The organism is Hymenobacter lapidiphilus (assembly GCF_013377885.1).
Taxonomy (GTDB): Bacteria; Bacteroidota; Bacteroidia; order Cytophagales; family Hymenobacteraceae; genus Hymenobacter; species Hymenobacter lapidiphilus.
In genome coordinates this window covers 1-15,162 of the sequence record NZ_JABKAU010000016.1, presented here as the reverse complement: position 1 = coordinate 15,162, position 15,162 = coordinate 1, and the positions used below count along the sequence as shown (strand labels likewise).

The 15,162-nt window shown below is 61.8% G+C and carries 11 protein-coding genes; 6 read left to right on the top strand and 5 right to left on the bottom strand.

From position 1 onward, the window contains the following. The first annotated feature begins 28 nt into the window (after nt 1-28). Together HW554_RS10295 and HW554_RS10290 are read left to right on the top strand one after the other, a co-directional pair. Complete coding sequence (locus HW554_RS10295) at nt 29-952, top strand: glycosyltransferase family 2 protein (protein ID WP_176908503.1); 924 nt, start codon at nt 29-31, stop codon at nt 950-952. A 60-nt stretch (nt 953-1,012) separates the two neighbouring features. After that, nucleotides 1,013-2,506 (top strand): ArnT family glycosyltransferase, encoded by a 1,494-nt coding sequence (locus tag HW554_RS10290; protein ID WP_176908502.1) that lies wholly within the window; start codon nt 1,013-1,015, stop codon nt 2,504-2,506. Between the two features lie 299 nt (nt 2,507-2,805). Here the strand turns inward: HW554_RS10290 and HW554_RS10285 are convergent, their stop codons facing one another. After that, a complete protein-coding gene (locus tag HW554_RS10285) occupies nt 2,806-4,254 on the bottom strand; it encodes an energy transducer TonB (protein ID WP_176908501.1) in 1,449 nt (482 codons plus the stop codon). 301 nt (nt 4,255-4,555) lie between these two features. Further along, nucleotides 4,556-6,781, bottom strand: coding sequence for a S9 family peptidase (locus HW554_RS10280; RefSeq protein WP_176908500.1), 2,226 nt, complete (start codon nt 6,779-6,781; stop codon nt 4,556-4,558). A gap of 191 nt (nt 6,782-6,972) precedes the next feature. Between HW554_RS10280 and HW554_RS10275 the strand changes: the two genes are divergently transcribed. Next, a complete protein-coding gene (locus HW554_RS10275) occupies nt 6,973-7,899 on the top strand; it encodes a hypothetical protein (RefSeq protein WP_176908499.1) in 927 nt (308 codons plus the stop codon). A 104-nt stretch (nt 7,900-8,003) separates the two neighbouring features. Here HW554_RS10275 and HW554_RS10270 read toward each other — a convergent pair whose 3' ends face one another. Together HW554_RS10270 and HW554_RS10265 are read right to left on the bottom strand one after the other, a co-directional pair. Further along, complete coding sequence (locus HW554_RS10270; RefSeq protein ID WP_176908498.1) at nt 8,004-9,413, bottom strand: OmpP1/FadL family transporter; 1,410 nt, start codon at nt 9,411-9,413, stop codon at nt 8,004-8,006. A 183-nt stretch (nt 9,414-9,596) separates the two neighbouring features. Next, nucleotides 9,597-10,976, bottom strand: coding sequence for a hypothetical protein (locus tag HW554_RS10265; RefSeq protein ID WP_176908497.1), 1,380 nt, complete (start codon nt 10,974-10,976; stop codon nt 9,597-9,599). 187 nt (nt 10,977-11,163) lie between these two features. Between HW554_RS10265 and proS the strand changes: the two genes are divergently transcribed. Beyond that, a complete protein-coding gene (gene proS, locus HW554_RS10260; RefSeq protein ID WP_176908496.1) occupies nt 11,164-12,639 on the top strand; it encodes a proline--tRNA ligase in 1,476 nt (491 codons plus the stop codon). Nucleotides 12,640-12,881: 242 nt separating this feature from the next. Here the strand turns inward: proS and HW554_RS10255 are convergent, their stop codons facing one another. After that, nucleotides 12,882-13,391 carry a GreA/GreB family elongation factor gene (locus HW554_RS10255; protein ID WP_176908495.1) on the bottom strand — a complete coding sequence of 170 codons (510 nt, stop codon included), beginning with the start codon at nt 13,389-13,391 and terminating at the stop codon, nt 12,882-12,884. Nucleotides 13,392-13,499: 108 nt separating this feature from the next. Between HW554_RS10255 and HW554_RS10250 the strand changes: the two genes are divergently transcribed. Both HW554_RS10250 and floA read left to right on the top strand, forming a co-directional pair. Beyond that, complete coding sequence (locus tag HW554_RS10250) at nt 13,500-13,967, top strand: NfeD family protein (RefSeq protein ID WP_176908494.1); 468 nt, start codon at nt 13,500-13,502, stop codon at nt 13,965-13,967. 79 nt (nt 13,968-14,046) lie between these two features. After that, nucleotides 14,047-15,051: a flotillin-like protein FloA gene (floA, locus tag HW554_RS10245; RefSeq protein ID WP_176908493.1), complete on the top strand. Its 1,005-nt coding sequence runs from the start codon at nt 14,047-14,049 to the stop codon at nt 15,049-15,051. Nucleotides 15,052-15,162: the final 111 nt, after the last annotated feature.

Genomic DNA, 15,162 nt, shown 5'->3' with positions numbered 1-15,162 from the left:
TTTCGTTTGCCTCCCGCTTCTTTTCGCCGTGGATTTATCCGTCATCATCCCCATATACAACGAGGAGGCCAACATTCCGGCCCTCTACGAGCGGCTGTGCGGAGTGCTAGACCCGATGGCGCTGCCCGGCAGCTATGAGTTTATCTTCATCAACGACGGCTCGCGCGATAAGTCTCTGATCCTGATTCAGAACTTGGCGGCCCGCGACGAGCGGGTGCGCTACGTAGATTTCAGCCGCAACTTCGGCCACCAGATTGCCGTGACGGCCGGCCTCGACCGGACTACCGGGGAGGCCGTGGTTATCATTGATGCCGACCTGCAGGATCCGCCCGAGCTGATTCCGGCCCTGTACCAGAAACTGACTGAGGGATACGAGGTGGTATACGCCCGCCGCCGCTCCCGCCAGGGCGAAAGTGCCGCCAAAAAGCTCACGGCCCGGCTGTTCTACCGGCTGCTGGCCAGCATCACTAACATCTCTATCCCCGTCGATACCGGCGACTTCCGGGTGGTATCGCGCAAGGTGGTGGAGGCGCTGCGTCAGATGCCGGAGCAGAACAAGTTTATCCGGGGCCAGATTTCGTGGATCGGTTACCGCCAGACCTACCTAGAGTACGACCGGGCTGAGCGGGCCGGCGGGGCCACTGGCTATACCTACCGCAAAATGCTGCGCCTGGCCCTTGACGGCATCACGGCCTTCTCCGACGTGCCCCTGAAAATGGCCACCGTCAGCGGTTTCGTGGTATCGGGCCTGGCCTTTGTGGTGATGCTCTACACACTCTACGCCCGCTTGTTCAGCCACGATTATCAGCCGGGCTGGGCCTCGCTGATGGTGAGCATCCTGTTTTTGGGCGGCGTCCAGTTGATTTCCGTAGGTATTATCGGAGAATATATTTCGCGACTCTCGGCCAATGTGCGCCAGCGGCCCCTCTACATCGTGTCAGAGGAAGCATAAAAGCCCAGTTTTCCTGGGTGGCCTGGTGAATTCGGGTGGTATTTACGCTTATATTTCCCGGTGCTTTCTCCTGCTTCTTCCTCGCTTCGTCCCTGGCAGCGCTACGCCCCGCTCCTGTTTCTTTTGCTGCTGGCCTATTTCCCTTTGTTCTGGCAGCTCACCTCCTTTCCGGTGCAGCAGTGGGATGAGGCGCGCACGGCCCTCGATGGGCTGGGTATCCTTGTTCACCACGACTGGCTGATAGTGCGCTATATGGGTGAGCCCGACCTCTGGAACAGCAAGCCTCCGCTCTGGACCTGGCTGCTGGCTACCAGTATCCGGCTGCTGGGGCCCACCGAACTGGGCCTGCGGTTACCCGCTGCCCTGGCGGCGCTGGCCACCGTTGGCGTGGTGTACGCCACGGCTACCCACTGGCTGCGCAGCCATCTGGCGGGTCTGCTGGCCGGCTTGGTACTGCTCACCAGCCCTGGCTACGTAACTTTCCATGTGGCCCGCACCGCCGATTTCGATGCGCTGCTGACCCTGACCACGACCGTGGGAGTGGTAAGCTGGCTGGCTTACCTGCGCACGGGCCGGGCACGCTGGGCCTGGGCTACAGGCGGCAGCTTCGCGGCAGCGGTACTAACCAAAGGCATTGCCGGGGCCATGTTCGGCCCCGGGCTGCTGCTGGCCCTGGCCCTCACGGGCAGTGGCCACCGGTTGCGGCGCCCCGCGCCTTGGCTCGCGGCCGCGCTGGTGCTTATGGTGGCCGCCATCTGGTACACTGTGCGCGAAGCGGCGGCTCCGGGGTATCTGGCGGCTGTGTGGCAGTACGAGGTGGGCGGGCCGGCTGGCCAGCAGCTGGAGGGCCATTACGAGCCGTTCAGCTATTACTTCGATCTGCTGGCCGGTGGCAAGTTTGCGCTCTGGCTGCTGCCGGCCCTGGTCGGCGTGGGGCTGGGGTGGTGGCTGCCGCGCGGTAGCCGGGCGTGGTGGCTGAGCCGGGTGCTGGCGGCAGTGGCCGGCTCGTTCTATCTGGTGCTTTCGCTCTCGCAAACCAAGCTGGCGTGGTACGATGCGCCGGCGTACCCGCTGCTGGCCCTGCTGGCGGCGGCGGGCCTCACCGAAGTTTTCAGGTTGGTGCAGGCTGCTACTAGCCGGCGGTTAGGCTACGCGGCCCGGTTGGGTGGAGTGCTGGCCCTGGTGGCTTTTCCCTACCTGAACCAAGTGCAGTACCTGCGCCAGCTCTCCAAAGTCCGGTTCGAAAATCACCAACTGGTCTACGGCCACCACCTGCGGCAGCAGTGGCAGCAGCTACCCGAGCTCCGCGACTACCTCATCGGAACCGACGGCTCGTTCAATGATGCACCGGAGTTCTATCGGCTGGCAGCCGAGTACCAGCACGGCCACCGCGTACGGCGGCTGGCCCCCTGGCAGCGCAACGAGGCCCAACCCGGCGAGACAGTAGCCGTGTGTGGCCAGAAGGCCGCCCAGGCTTGGCAGCAAAGCTTCCAGACAACCGTGCTGGTACAGTCCGACTCCTGCCTGTCGCTGCGCCTCGGCCCGCGCCGCTAAGCTCGCCAGCGGCTGGCTACCCAGTTTTCCGGGAATCGAAAAAGGGAGCCTACCCAGGTTGCGGAGGGCGGTGTAGGAGCGGGGCTTAGCTTCGCTATCCTGCGGTTGTCCTCGCCCGCCGTTGAACAGTTTCGTCCAGCGCTTTTTTCCACTCACTATGCGGTAGGTAGCGACGCGACCCATCGCGTCTCAGCGTTGAACACCAACCCAGGATTTGCGCTAATTATGTTCAATAGGCTTCGTTCTGACTGCGGGCGGGGCTTGCCCCCCCTACACCGCCCTCCGTAGCTTGGATGAAGCTAGTTCAGCTTGGCCAGCATGGTTTCCAGCTCGGCCAGGGTAGTCTCCTGAAAGCGCAACGTATCAGGCGGGGCCCCGGCCGGGGTCGGTTGGCGGGCCAGGAAGGGCGCCCCGTTCTCGTAGCGCAAACCCACTACGGTCGCCCCGGTGGGGGCCGCCATGAACTGGTAGCCGCCCTGTTGTGGGGTGGCCGCCAGCACCAGCCGGCGGCCCGGTACCAGCAGGCGCACAGCGGTTTGATCATTTACTGCGAAGGCCGGCACGAATAGCGGGGCCGCCTTGCCAACCCAGGCGCGGCCGGCCGCCAGCCAGCCCAGCCGGCTGGGCTGTAGAGCGTTGGGAGCAGCGGCCAGTCCGGTATCTTCTTCGGCCGGCTCGTCGGTAGTCTCTGCTATGTCGGACGTGGTAGGCGGTTCCACGTCGGTAGGAACGGCTTGGCCAGGCTGGAATTTGAAGCGGATGGGCAGCATCATTTTCACCTTCACGAAGCGGCCATCCTGCTGGCCCGGGGTCCAGCGGCCCGAGGTTTGGCGCAGCACCCGCAGCACTTCCTCGTCGCAGCCGTCGCCTACGCCCCGCAAAATGCGCGGCTGCTGTATCCGGCCGCTTTCATCTACCACAAACGAGGCGAAAACTACGCCTTCGGTCTGTTTTTCCTGGGCCTGGCGCGGGTAGCGAATCAGCTTGTTGAAATCGGCAATGTCGTTGCCGTAGCGCGGCATGCGCTGGGCTGTTGTCAGCACTTGGCTGGGGGCGGTAGCAGTGGCCTCGCCGGCGGCCCAGCGCACTACGCCATCGGAGCCGCCCTGACCATAAAACAGGGGACTGTCGTGGGTCCGGCCCTTCAGTTCCAGCTGAAAATTGCGCCCCGTAGCCAGTGCCAGCGGCCGGCCCTGGACCGAGGCCCGCACTAGCACGGCTCCGCTCAGTTCCAGCGCCCGTCCCGATTCCGTTTCGGTCAGCAGGTTCGATAGCAGCATCGAGGGACCCGAGTAACACTCTTTTAATTCTACCCACACGGTGCCGGTAACCGGGTGCTGGCGGCCGTCAACCAGCGCCCCGGCCGGAAACCGCACCACCGTGCCTTCGCGGCCGCGCACTTCGGCGGCCTTGGTGGGGTCAATCTGGAAATACTCGCTGGGTCGCAGGGTCAGGTCCTGTACGCGGGGCTCGGAGGGTGGGGGCGGGGTTTCGTCCTGGGGGGGGCGCGAGCTGCGGTATACCACCAGCGGGGCCCGCCTGGAGGTAGGCTGCGTTACCCGGTGCCAGTCGCGCTTTACAGGTGTGGCGGCCAGCGGCGTATCGAGCGAATCGTAGTCCAGCGAGTCGGTCAGGGCGGGGGCGGTAGCGGGTGTGGCGGGCTTTTCGGCAGGCGTATCGGGCTGGCAGGCCAGCAGGCTGGTACCCAGTAGCGGCAGTAAAAGGCAGCGTAGTATGCGGAAGGACATGGGCAGCAATACGCGGAAGAGGAGGGAAGGTGCCCGAAATTCGCATTTTTCCGCCATTTTTTGCAGTCAAACCCGATTTAGTTTATCGCCGTCGTGCTGTCCACCGGCTCCTAAACGCACTACCCCGGCAGTTGGTGCCGGGGTAGTTTCTAAACCCACGTTGCGGAGGTCGATGTAGGGGCGGGGCTTGTCCCCGCCCGCCGTTCGCCCCGTTTCAACGAGTCAGTTCAACGACACCGACGGCGGGCGGGGACAAGCCCCGCCCCTGCATCGACCTCCTCGGGGTAGCTATTCAGCGCTACTACAGGTTCTGAAGCACGAAGTTGGTCATCTGCCGGTACAGGTGCAGGCGGGTGTTGCCGCCGTAAATACCGTGGTTGCGGTTGGGGTAATACAGGCTCTGGAAGTCCTTATCGGCCCGTACCATGGCATCCACGAAGGCCACCGAATTCTGGAAATGCACGTTGTCGTCGCCGGTGCCGTGTACCAGCAGCAGCTTGCCTTTCAGCTGATCGGCAAACTTCACGGGCGAGTTTTCGTCGTAGCCGCCGGGGTTTTCCTGGGGCGTTTTCAGGAACCGCTCGGTGTACACGGTGTCGTAGTAGCGCCAGTTGGTAACCGGGGCCACCGAAATACCCATCTTGAACACGTCGGCGTTTTTGGTCAGGGCCAGGGCCGTCATGTAGCCCCCGAAGCTCCAGCCCCAGATGCCCATGCGCGTTTTGTCCACGTAGGGCAGGGTGGCGAAGTAGCGGGCCGCGGCGGCCTGGTCCTGGGTTTCGAGCTTGCCCAGGTTGGCGTAGGTGCTCTTCTTGAACGCCGAACCACGGGCTCCCGTGCCCCGGTTGTCCACGCTCACGATGATGTAGCCCTTTTCGGCCAGCAGTTGGTGCCAGAGGTAGTTGGTGAAGGCAATGCCTCCGCCCACGTCATCTTTCACCGTCTGCGAGCCGGGCCCGCCGTACACGTACATCAGCACGGGGTACTTTTTGGCCGGGTCGAAGTTGGCTGGCTTGATAACCGAGGCGTTCAGCTCCACGCCCTCGGCCGTCTTGAAGTTCATGAACTCCAGCTTGCCCAGGTTGTAGCCGGTGAGCTTCTGGCGCAGGGCGGCATTGTCTTCCAGCACCTTCACCAGCTTGCCGTCCTGGCCGTCGCGCAGGCTCACCACGGTCGGGTCGCCGGCCTGCGAGTGGTAGTTGAGGTAGTACTTGGTGTCGGGGCTGATATTCACGGCATCCACACCGTTGCCGGCCTCGCCCAGGCGGGTTTTGCCCTTGCCCTTCAGGTTGATGCGGTACAGGTGGCGCTGCAGCGGCGACTCCTCGGTGCTCGTGAAATACACCTCGCCCTTTTTCTCATTGAAGCCCTCAATGCTGGCAATTTCCCAGTTGCCCTTGGTCAGCTGGCGCGCCAGCTTGCCGTTCATATCATACAGGTAGAGGTGACGGTAGCCATCCTTCTCGCTCGTGAACAGGAACTGCTTACCACCTTCGAGGTAGCGCAAATCATCGTTCACTTCCACGTAGGCCGCGTCGGTGTCGGTCAGCACCACCGCCGACTGGCCGGTTTTGGCATCGGCGTGCAAAATTTCCAGCTTGTTCTGCAGCCGGTTCATGCGCCGGATGCTGAGCAGGTTGGGCACCTTGGTCCAGTTGATGCGCGGAATGTACTGGTCGGTTTCCGGGCCCACGTCCATCTTCACGGTCTGGGCACCGGCTACATCGTACACGCTCACCCCCACGGTCGAATTCTTCTCGCCGGCCTTGGGGTACTTAAACTTGTTGTCCTGCGGATACAGCGGGCCCCAGGCCTGCATGTTGTACTCGGGCACCGCGGTTTCATCGAAGCGGTAAAACGCCACCTGCCGCGAGTCGGGCGACCATTGGAAGCCCTGGGCAAACTCGAACTCTTCCTCGTACACCCAGTCGGTGCCGCCATTGATGATTTTGTTCATCTCCCCGTCCGTCGTCACGGCGGTTTCGCGCATCGTGGCCAGCTCGGTTACAAACAGGTTGTTGTCGCGCACGAAGGCCACGCGCTTACCATCGGGCGAAAACGTGGCGTACAGCTGCTTGCCTTCGCCCGCGCTCAGCGGCACGAGCTGCTTGGTGGCCCGGTCGTACACGAAAAAATATGACTTGCTGCTGCGCCGGTAAATCGGCTCAGTGGCGGTGCTGAGCATGATTTTGGTCTCGTCGGCATTGAAGCTGTAGCCATCCACGGGCAGCGCCTGGGTCTGGCCGGGCAGCTTCAGGTCGGCACCTGTTACCAGCGTCTGCACGGGCAGGCCGGTCGTTACGTCGTGCTGTACTACGTCGCCTTTGCTGAGCGAGGAGTAGTAGCGGCCGTCCTTCATCCAGTTGAAGCCGGCCACCGACTTGGCGGCGAAGGTGCCTTTCTGCCAGATGTCTTCGAGGGTGATATTCTGCTTCTGCTGGGCGTAGGCCGTTGGGGCAGTGGCGGGCAGCAGCACGGGGCTGGCGGCGTTCAGCAGCAGGGCGAGGCCCAGAAATCGTAAGTTCATGCAGGTAAAATGAAATGTCGGTCAGTTTCCGGCGTTAAGGTAGCCAATGCGACCCGCAAGGTTGCACCCAGCGTATCTTTGTGGGCCGTTGGCCTCCGGGCTTTCAGCCGGCAGGTAGCAGCTGCCGGCGTCCAACCCCTTATTCTGACAGCTGACCGTTAGCAGTCGTCAGCTAAAAGCTCCAAATAACTATGCGCTTCCGCTCGATACTTCTGCTGGTGCTGCCGGGGCTGCTTGCCGCCTGCGAACCAGGGCTCGGCTCGGGGCCCCGGGTGCAGTTCGTGGCCGACTCGCGCCTCACCGCCACCGCCCGCCGCCTCACCACGCCCGCCGATACCGTGACCACCCGCATCTATGCCCGGGCCGAGGGCAACAACCTCCTGCAACGCCTGCTCATCACGGTAACCTACGAGCCCAAGCCCGAGCCAATCACGTACTCCTTGCTTGGGGAAGAAGAGGATCCGGAAACTATCGTGTACCTCGATTCGACGGTTTCCTCGCTGAAGGAACTGGTTTTCCAGAGTACCCAGCCCACCCGTAGCACCGCCGGCGCCGAAACCTGGCGCTACGAGGTCTTCGATGCCGAAAACAAAGGGGCCCGCAGCCTGCGCCTGTATTTGCCCCGCGCCGACTCGCTGGCAGTGTTCCATAGCTACACCGTAACGCTCGACGCCCCGCGCGCGGGAGTGCCCGATACGCGCCGGTTTCTGGCGCTGCGCGAGGGGCTAGCCCTGCCCGGCTTCTCGGTGCGCAACCTGCCCGCCAATCAGCAGCGCATCGACCTCATCTACCAGTTCGATAATACCATCAGTGCCCCCGTACTCTCGCTGCCCACCGAAGAGTCGCTGAAACTGACCTGGCCCCAGCCCCGGGCCACCCAAATCCGCAGCACCTCCCTCGATAGCACTGCCTTCCAGAATGCCGGTACGGCCCAGCTGCTCCGCTCTGCCTACGACAGCGGGACAGGTTTCGCCCGTTCCACTACCACCGGCCCGTTGCGCCGGGGGCAGGTGTTGGCCTTCCTCACGCCCGAAGGCAAGCCCGGCTTGCTGCGGGTGCAGCGCATCGGCACTACCAACCGGCGCCAGCTGACGGTGCAGGTACGGGTAGGGAAATAACCCCGATTCGTGGCACGTCCAGCCACGCAAAAGCCCGGCCTCCACACAAAGGGAAACCGGGCTTTTTAGTTGATGGCCAAAGCAATACGTGTAGTGCTGTCTGGTTAAAACAGGAAACCCGCCGTAACTGTGGTAGTAAACTGCTTGTCAATTACTTTCACTACCGGGGTGTCGTCTGCTGAAGGGCGGCCGTCAGTGTCGAGTAGGGTGTAGGGAGTGTAGCGCGAGTTGCCCTTGCCGTACACGCCGGCCACATCCACGAAGAAGTTGTTCTGGCGCAGTCCCAGGCCCCCGGTCACGTAGATGCGGCTCTGGTCGGTGCCGCTGTTCCGGTACGGGTCGCCGTAATAAGCCACCCCCAGCCGGGCCCGCAGCACATCAAACCGGGCTTCGCCTCCCACCCGCAGGTTTACGGCGCTTTGCTGCAGGTTCTGGATGTCGTCGTTGTCGGCGCTGAAATTGTACTGGTTGTTATTGTAGTTGCGCAGCCGGGCCGAGGAGTAGTCCAGGTATTCCACGTCGCCGCTGATGAAGCCATACTTGCCAAGCACTACGGCCACGCCACCGGTTGCCTTAAAAGGTGTGGCAAGCGCGTATTCGGCCAAGTTAGGGTCGAGGGCCGAGCGGGCCGACGTGTACGACTGACCATCAATCACGATGGGCCGGTTGAACTGGGCCTGTAGCGAGCTATTGTACGTTTCGCTTAGCTGCATATAGGTTGGCGTCTGTACCGAGGCCCCGATGCGCAGAATATCAACGGGCCGGTAAATAACACCCAGCCGGAAGTTAATACCCCCTCCGGTCGTCCGGATGTCGTCGCGCAGCGTCAGCGACTGGAAGGCACTTTCCGGGTCGTTCGGATTCACGGCATCAGCCGTCAGAATGTTCTCGGAGTTGTAGCGTACGCTGGTAATGCCGATTCCGGCCCCGACATAAAACTTATCGAGGTAGCTGGCCCCGTAAGCCAAATCGAACTGCGTGGTGGAACCGCTGGTACGAACCGTTTCGTCTTGGTTGAGCCGGCCGGTGAAAAAGAAGTCTGCCGGAATAAACGTGCCATCCGCGTCGCGCTCGGTCAGGTACGTATCGAAAGCCAGGTCGTCAAGCCCAGCTCGCTGGTCCTGGCTCAGGCGCTGGAAAATGTCTTGGTTGAACTCGGGGCGGCCACTGTAGCGAAACAGCTGGTTGTAGCTGGCTGTGCGCGTAATGCCCAGACCAAACGAGCCGGCCCGCCACGCGCTGCCGTCGCCATCGGGCCGGCGGCGGGCTAGCACTAGTCCGGCGCTGGCTATGTTCAGGTTGCTACGCGAGTTGTTGCTGGTGGTGCCAAAAGCGCTGGCATCACTGCTGAGTAAGCTGAAACCCGGCGAAATGCTGAACTCAGAGCGCTGAAACATGCCCAAACCGGCCGGGTTCACGCTCACCGAGCCAAAGTCTCCACCTACGGCGGCACTGGCGCCGCCAATGCCCAACGTGCGGGCCGTGCCCACGGGCTGCGACTGAGAAAAGCGCAAAGCATCGGGCTGATACTGAGCAAAGGCGTGGCTAGCTGTGCCCATTAAGGCAACAGCAAGCCCATATTTCAGGGTTTTCATAGGAGAAAGGAAGATGATGGCCCAGTGCGACCCGAAACAAGTTCGGGCCGCTTCTAACAGGCAGATAAATAATGCAGGCTGGTAGCGGAGTCAGTGGCTGGCTTAGCGCACCCGGCCGCGGCCGCCGCCATCACCACCCCCGCTGCTCTGCGCAGGTGAGGAGGAACGGCTAGGCTCTGAGTAGGAGCGCGAAGGCTCGGAAGCGCGGCTAGGCTCTGAGTAAGAGCGCGAGGGCTCAGAAGCGCGGCTGGGCTCCGAGTAGGAGCGCGAAGGCTCGGAGGCGCGGCTGGGAGACGAGCTACGCTCGTAGGTGCGCTGGCGCTGGGGCTGCGCCGTACCCGAGCTCGAATTGCTGCCATTGTCGCCGCTGTAATAGGTTGCGCGGCGCGCACGCTCCGGCTGGCTGACCGATCCTTGCGTCGTGCGCTCATTGCCCGAAGCCGGTGCGCCATTGGGGGCCGAGTTATCGAGCACGCGCCAGCGACGGGTAGTGCCCGCCGGCTGGCCTGCCATCGTCGGTGCGCCCTGTACTGGCTGGGTTTCGCGGTAGCGGCTACTACGCGTGGCAGTTTGCGACGTGGTGGCGGGCTGCCCGCTTGCCGAGCTGTTGCCATTACCGGCCGTTACATCGCGCACGCGGCTGCGGCCGTTATATTGGCCAGCCGGCACGGTGGTACCGCTATTGCCCGGCGTGGCAAACCGGCCCTCCTGTACTACCCGGCTGCGGCCGGGGCTAGCGTTGCTGGCCGTGCTGGTAGAGCCACTGGCCAGGCCAGCACCGGTACCGGTGCGCGAGCGGCGTGGCCCGTAAGTTACGTTGCGTACCGGGCGGTCATTGCCCACGCCCACGCCGCAGTAGCCATTGTTGTAGAAGCCGTTATTATAAAAGCCGTTACCATAGAAGCCATTGCCGTATCCGAACTGGTTCCCCCAGAGCCCACCGAAGCCGCCGTAGGCAAAGTAAGGGTCGTAGAAACCATAGGGCGAATAGCCAAAGGGCCGGTAATAGGGCTGGCCAAAGCCAAAGCCGATGTTGATGGTCAGCCCGCCGTAACCATAAAAAGGCCGGTAGAAGGGGTCGTAAAAGGCATAAGGCGAGTGGCCAAATGCCGAGTAGGGCGAGTAACCGAACGCCGATGCACCATAATAGTAAGGATCGGCGTAGGGGAAGCTGTAGTAGCCTAGGCTGCCACCGCGGTAGTTGTTCTGGCGCTGCGGCACATTAGCATACCGCTCCTCATCGTAATACTCATCGCTGCCGCTTCTGGCAACGCTGCCGTTGTAGTCGGGGTTAACCACATCGTTGGGGTCGCCAACAGGAGCAGCTTGGGCTACCGGCACTGCCAAAGCCGTTACCTTATCGTCCGAGGCCGAATAGTACATGCCGTCGTTTTCGGTGGTAGCCAGATTAGAAGATACGGCACACCCTCCCAGCGTAAGCAGGGCCAGGGCGGGTAGGATAGAAGGGAGGTGCTTTTTCATGATGCCTGCGCGTAAAGATGGATTGGCCAAGGAAGGAAAACTGAATGCCAGAGGCGGAAGGACCGCCAAAGCCCAGTTCCTCCGGATTTTATAACGTAATTTCGCCCCGAAACGGTGCCCTTTTCTTAGGACAAATCTTGTACCAGAAACTGGAACTTTTCATCCTATTCTCAAGATACTTCCAAATATGAGCAAAAGTTTACCCAAGCGTAGCGAAGACTATTCGCTCTGGTACAACGAACTGGTAAAGCGGGCCGGGTTGGCCGAGAACTCGGCCGTGCGCGGCTGCATGGTTATCAAGCCCTACGGCTACGCCATCTGGGAGAAGATGCAGCGCACGCTCGACGATATGTTCAAGCGCACGGGCCATGAAAACGCGTATTTCCCGCTTTTCGTGCCCAAAAGCCTGTTCGAGGCAGAAGAGAAAAACGCAGAGGGCTTCGCCAAAGAGTGCGCCGTGGTAACCCACTACCGCCTCCAGAACGACCCCGACCGGCCCGGTAAGCTGCGCGTCGACCCTAACGCCAAACTCGAAGAGGAACTGATTGTTCGCCCCACCTCGGAGGCCATCATCTGGAGCACCTATAAAGGCTGGATTCAGAGCTACCGCGACCTGCCGCTGCTCATCAACCAGTGGGCCAACGTGGTGCGCTGGGAGATGCGCACCCGCCTGTTTCTGCGCACCGCCGAGTTTTTGTGGCAGGAAGGCCACACGGCCCACGCCACCGAGGGCGAGGCCGTAGCCGAAACCCGCCAGATGCTGGATGTTTACGCCCAGTTTGCCGAAGAGTGGATGGCACTACCTGTAGTAAAAGGCGTGAAAACCGAAAACGAGCGGTTTGCCGGGGCCGTGGACACGTATTGTATCGAGGGCCTGATGCAGGACGGTAAGGCTCTGCAGGCCGGCACTTCGCACTTCCTGGGCCAGAATTTCGCCAAGGCGTTTGATGTGCAGTTCCAAACCAAAGAAGGCGGCCTGGAACACGTATGGGGCACGAGCTGGGGCGTGAGCACCCGCCTGATGGGCGCACTGGTAATGGCGCACTCCGACGACGAAGGCCTCGTGCTGCCGCCTAAGCTGGCCCCCATTCAGGTGGTCATCGTGCCCATTTACAAATCCGGCCAGCTGGAGGAAGTAATGGAGCGCATCCGGCCCATGCAGATGGGCCTGATTGCGCGCGGCATCTCGGTGAAAGTGGACGACCGCGACACCGAGCGCCCCGGCTTCAAATTTGCCGAGTGGGAGCTGAAAGGCGTGCCCGTGCGCATTGCCGTGGGCCTGCGCGACCTGGAGGCCGGCACCGTAGAGGTAGCCCGCCGCGACACCAAGGAGAAGATGACCCTGCCGCTGGCCGACATCGTGAACAGCGTCGACCAGCTGCTGGCCGATATTCAGCAGAACATCTACCAGCGGGCCCTGCGCTTCCGCGAAACCCACACCACCCGCGTCGAGAGCTACGAGGAGTTCAAGCAGGTGCTCGATACTACCGCCGGCTTCGTGCTGGCCCACTACGATGGCACTTCCGAAACCGAGGAGCGCATCAAAGAGGAAACCAAAGCCACCATCCGCTGCCTGGCCCTCAACGAGCCCGACGAGGACGGTGTCTGCATGCTAACGGGCAAGCCATCGGTGCGCCGCGCGTATTTCGCCCGGGCTTACTAGACCACGGATTTTGTAGTCGATTGAATACGATGAAACCAGAACAGGCCCACCAATTGGTGGGCCTGTTCTGGTTTATTGCCAAGTAACAAAGCCAAGTTGCCAGAACGACGTAGGGGCGGGGCTTGTCCCCGCCTGCCGTTATAACGATTGTCGGTGCAACTGCGCGCACGGCGGGGACAAGCTCCGCCCATACAGCGCCCTCCGCAACTTGGGCTTCATTCAATATCTTCTCAAGATTGAAATCAGTACTCGATATTGATAACCTCGACTTCTTCCTTTTTGGGGCCCAGCTGCAGCGTTATGCGCTGGCCGAGCCGGGCACCCTGCACAGCGCGGGCAATGGGGGCTACGAAGGCAATTTTGCCCTCGGCTACATTGGCCTCATCGACCCCTACGATGGTGAAGCGGCGGTCGGGTGCTTTGCCAACGGTGGGGCGCAGCGTTACGCAGGCCCCGAAGCGGACTTCGCCGGCGGGCTGGGTGGCGGGGTCAACAAGCCTAGCGCTGGCCAGGCGGTTGGAGAGGGCGGCGAGCTGGCCGTTGAGCAGTGTAAGGCGGCGGGTACGGTCGGCGTCGTTGTCGTGGTTGGCCTCGGCGGCGGTACGGGCAGCTTCCAGCTCCGTGAGTTCCTGGCGCAGCTGTTCGAGGCCGGTAGGCGTTACATAATTGACCGAGCCCGGCGGCAGGGCCGGCCGGGGCGGAATGATGGGGGCTTCGAGGGAATCGTCCTCTTTGGTAAATGCGCGACTCATACTTGGCTTAACGCGGCCCCGCAGCCGGGGTTGCCGGAGCCGACTACGGCAGTTACTGTTGGGTTTCTGCGTATCTTTTCCCAACCAAACTATCTTCCCCTTCTCACTATGGATTGGCTTACAATTGCGCTGCTGTTGCTTTTTGGCCTTGCCTTTCTGGTGGTCGAAATTATTTTCATCCCTGGTACTACAGTGGTGGGCCTGGTTGGCTTCGGACTGCTGGCGGTGGGCATCTGGTTCAGCTACCGCGACTATGGCAGCGCCACCGGCCACATTCTGCTCTCGGCTTCGGCTGTGTTGGTGGGGGCGCTGGTGTATATCGGGCTACGGCCCCGCAACCTCGACAAAATGGCCCTAATGCAGCAAAACCACGGCCACGTGCTCGATGTGCGCCAGGCCGACGTTGCGCCCGGGGCGGTAGGCCGCACCCTGTCGGCCCTGCGCCCCGCTGGCACCGCCCTCTTCGCCGACGACCGTCGGGAGGTAACCACCCGCGGCGAGTTTGTGGATGCAGACTCTGAGGTGCTGGTCATTGGCATCGAGCACAACCGCATCGTGGTTCGCCAAACAGCCTGATTTTCGGTTGATGCTCTGCTCAGGCTAACAGAACACCAACCCCTCACTCAACTTCGTCCTCACCAACTCCCTATTCCCTATGAATGAATTTCCTCTTATTCCGCTCATTGTGGGCGGCATCATCCTGTTGGTGTTCCTGTACTTTTTCCCGGTCAGCCTCTGGATTACGGCGCTGTTCTCGGGGGTGCGGGTGAGCCTGCTACAGCTGGCGTTCATGCGGGTACGCAAGGTGCCACCGTCCCTGATTGTCAACTCGATGATTACCTCCACCAAGGCTGGCCTGGCCCTCACGGCCAACGACCTGGAGACCCACTACCTGGCGGGTGGCAACGTGCCCAGCGTCATCAAAGCCCTCATTTCGGCCGACAAGGCCAACATTCCGCTCACCTTCAAGCAGGCTACTGCCATCGACCTGGCTGGCCGCGACGTATTTGCGGCCGTGACCACCAGCGTGAACCCCAAGGTGATTAACACGCCCAATGTGGCCGCCGTGGCGCAGGATGGCATTCAGCTGATTGCCAAGGCCCGCGTAACGGTGCGCGCCAACATTGCCCAGCTCGTGGGCGGTGCCGGCGAGGAAACCATTCTGGCCCGCGTGGGCGAAGGCATCGTAACCAGCATCGGCTCCTCCCGCTCGCACAAGGAAGTGCTCGAAAACCCCGACAAAATCTCCAAGCTTGTGCTCAGCAAGGGTCTCGATGCGGGTACGGCCTTCGAAATCCTGTCTATCGACATTGCCGACATTGACATAGGAGAGAACATTGGCGCCAAGCTGCAGATTGACCAGGCCACCGCCGACCTGAAGGTAGCCGAGGCCAAGGCGGAGGAGCGCCGCGCCATGGCCGTAGCCGTAGAGCAGGAAAACCGCGCTAAAACCCAGGAAGCCAAGGCCCGCGTAGTCGAAGCCGAAGCCGAGATTCCGAAGGCCATGGCCGAAGCGTTCCGCAATGGCAACCTCGGCATCATGGACTACTACAAGATGCGCAACATCCAGTCGGACACTGACATGCGCGACTCGATTGCCAACCCCGGCGCCTCTAACAGTGGTACCAAACCCAACCGCGACGAAACCCGACTGAGTTAAGGAGTGAGCTGCAAGCCACCAGCTACAAGCAGCAAGCTGACGCTTTAGAAATCACAATACGTCTTAACAGAAAGAAGGCCCCGTACTCAACTGAGTATGGGGCCTTTTTAT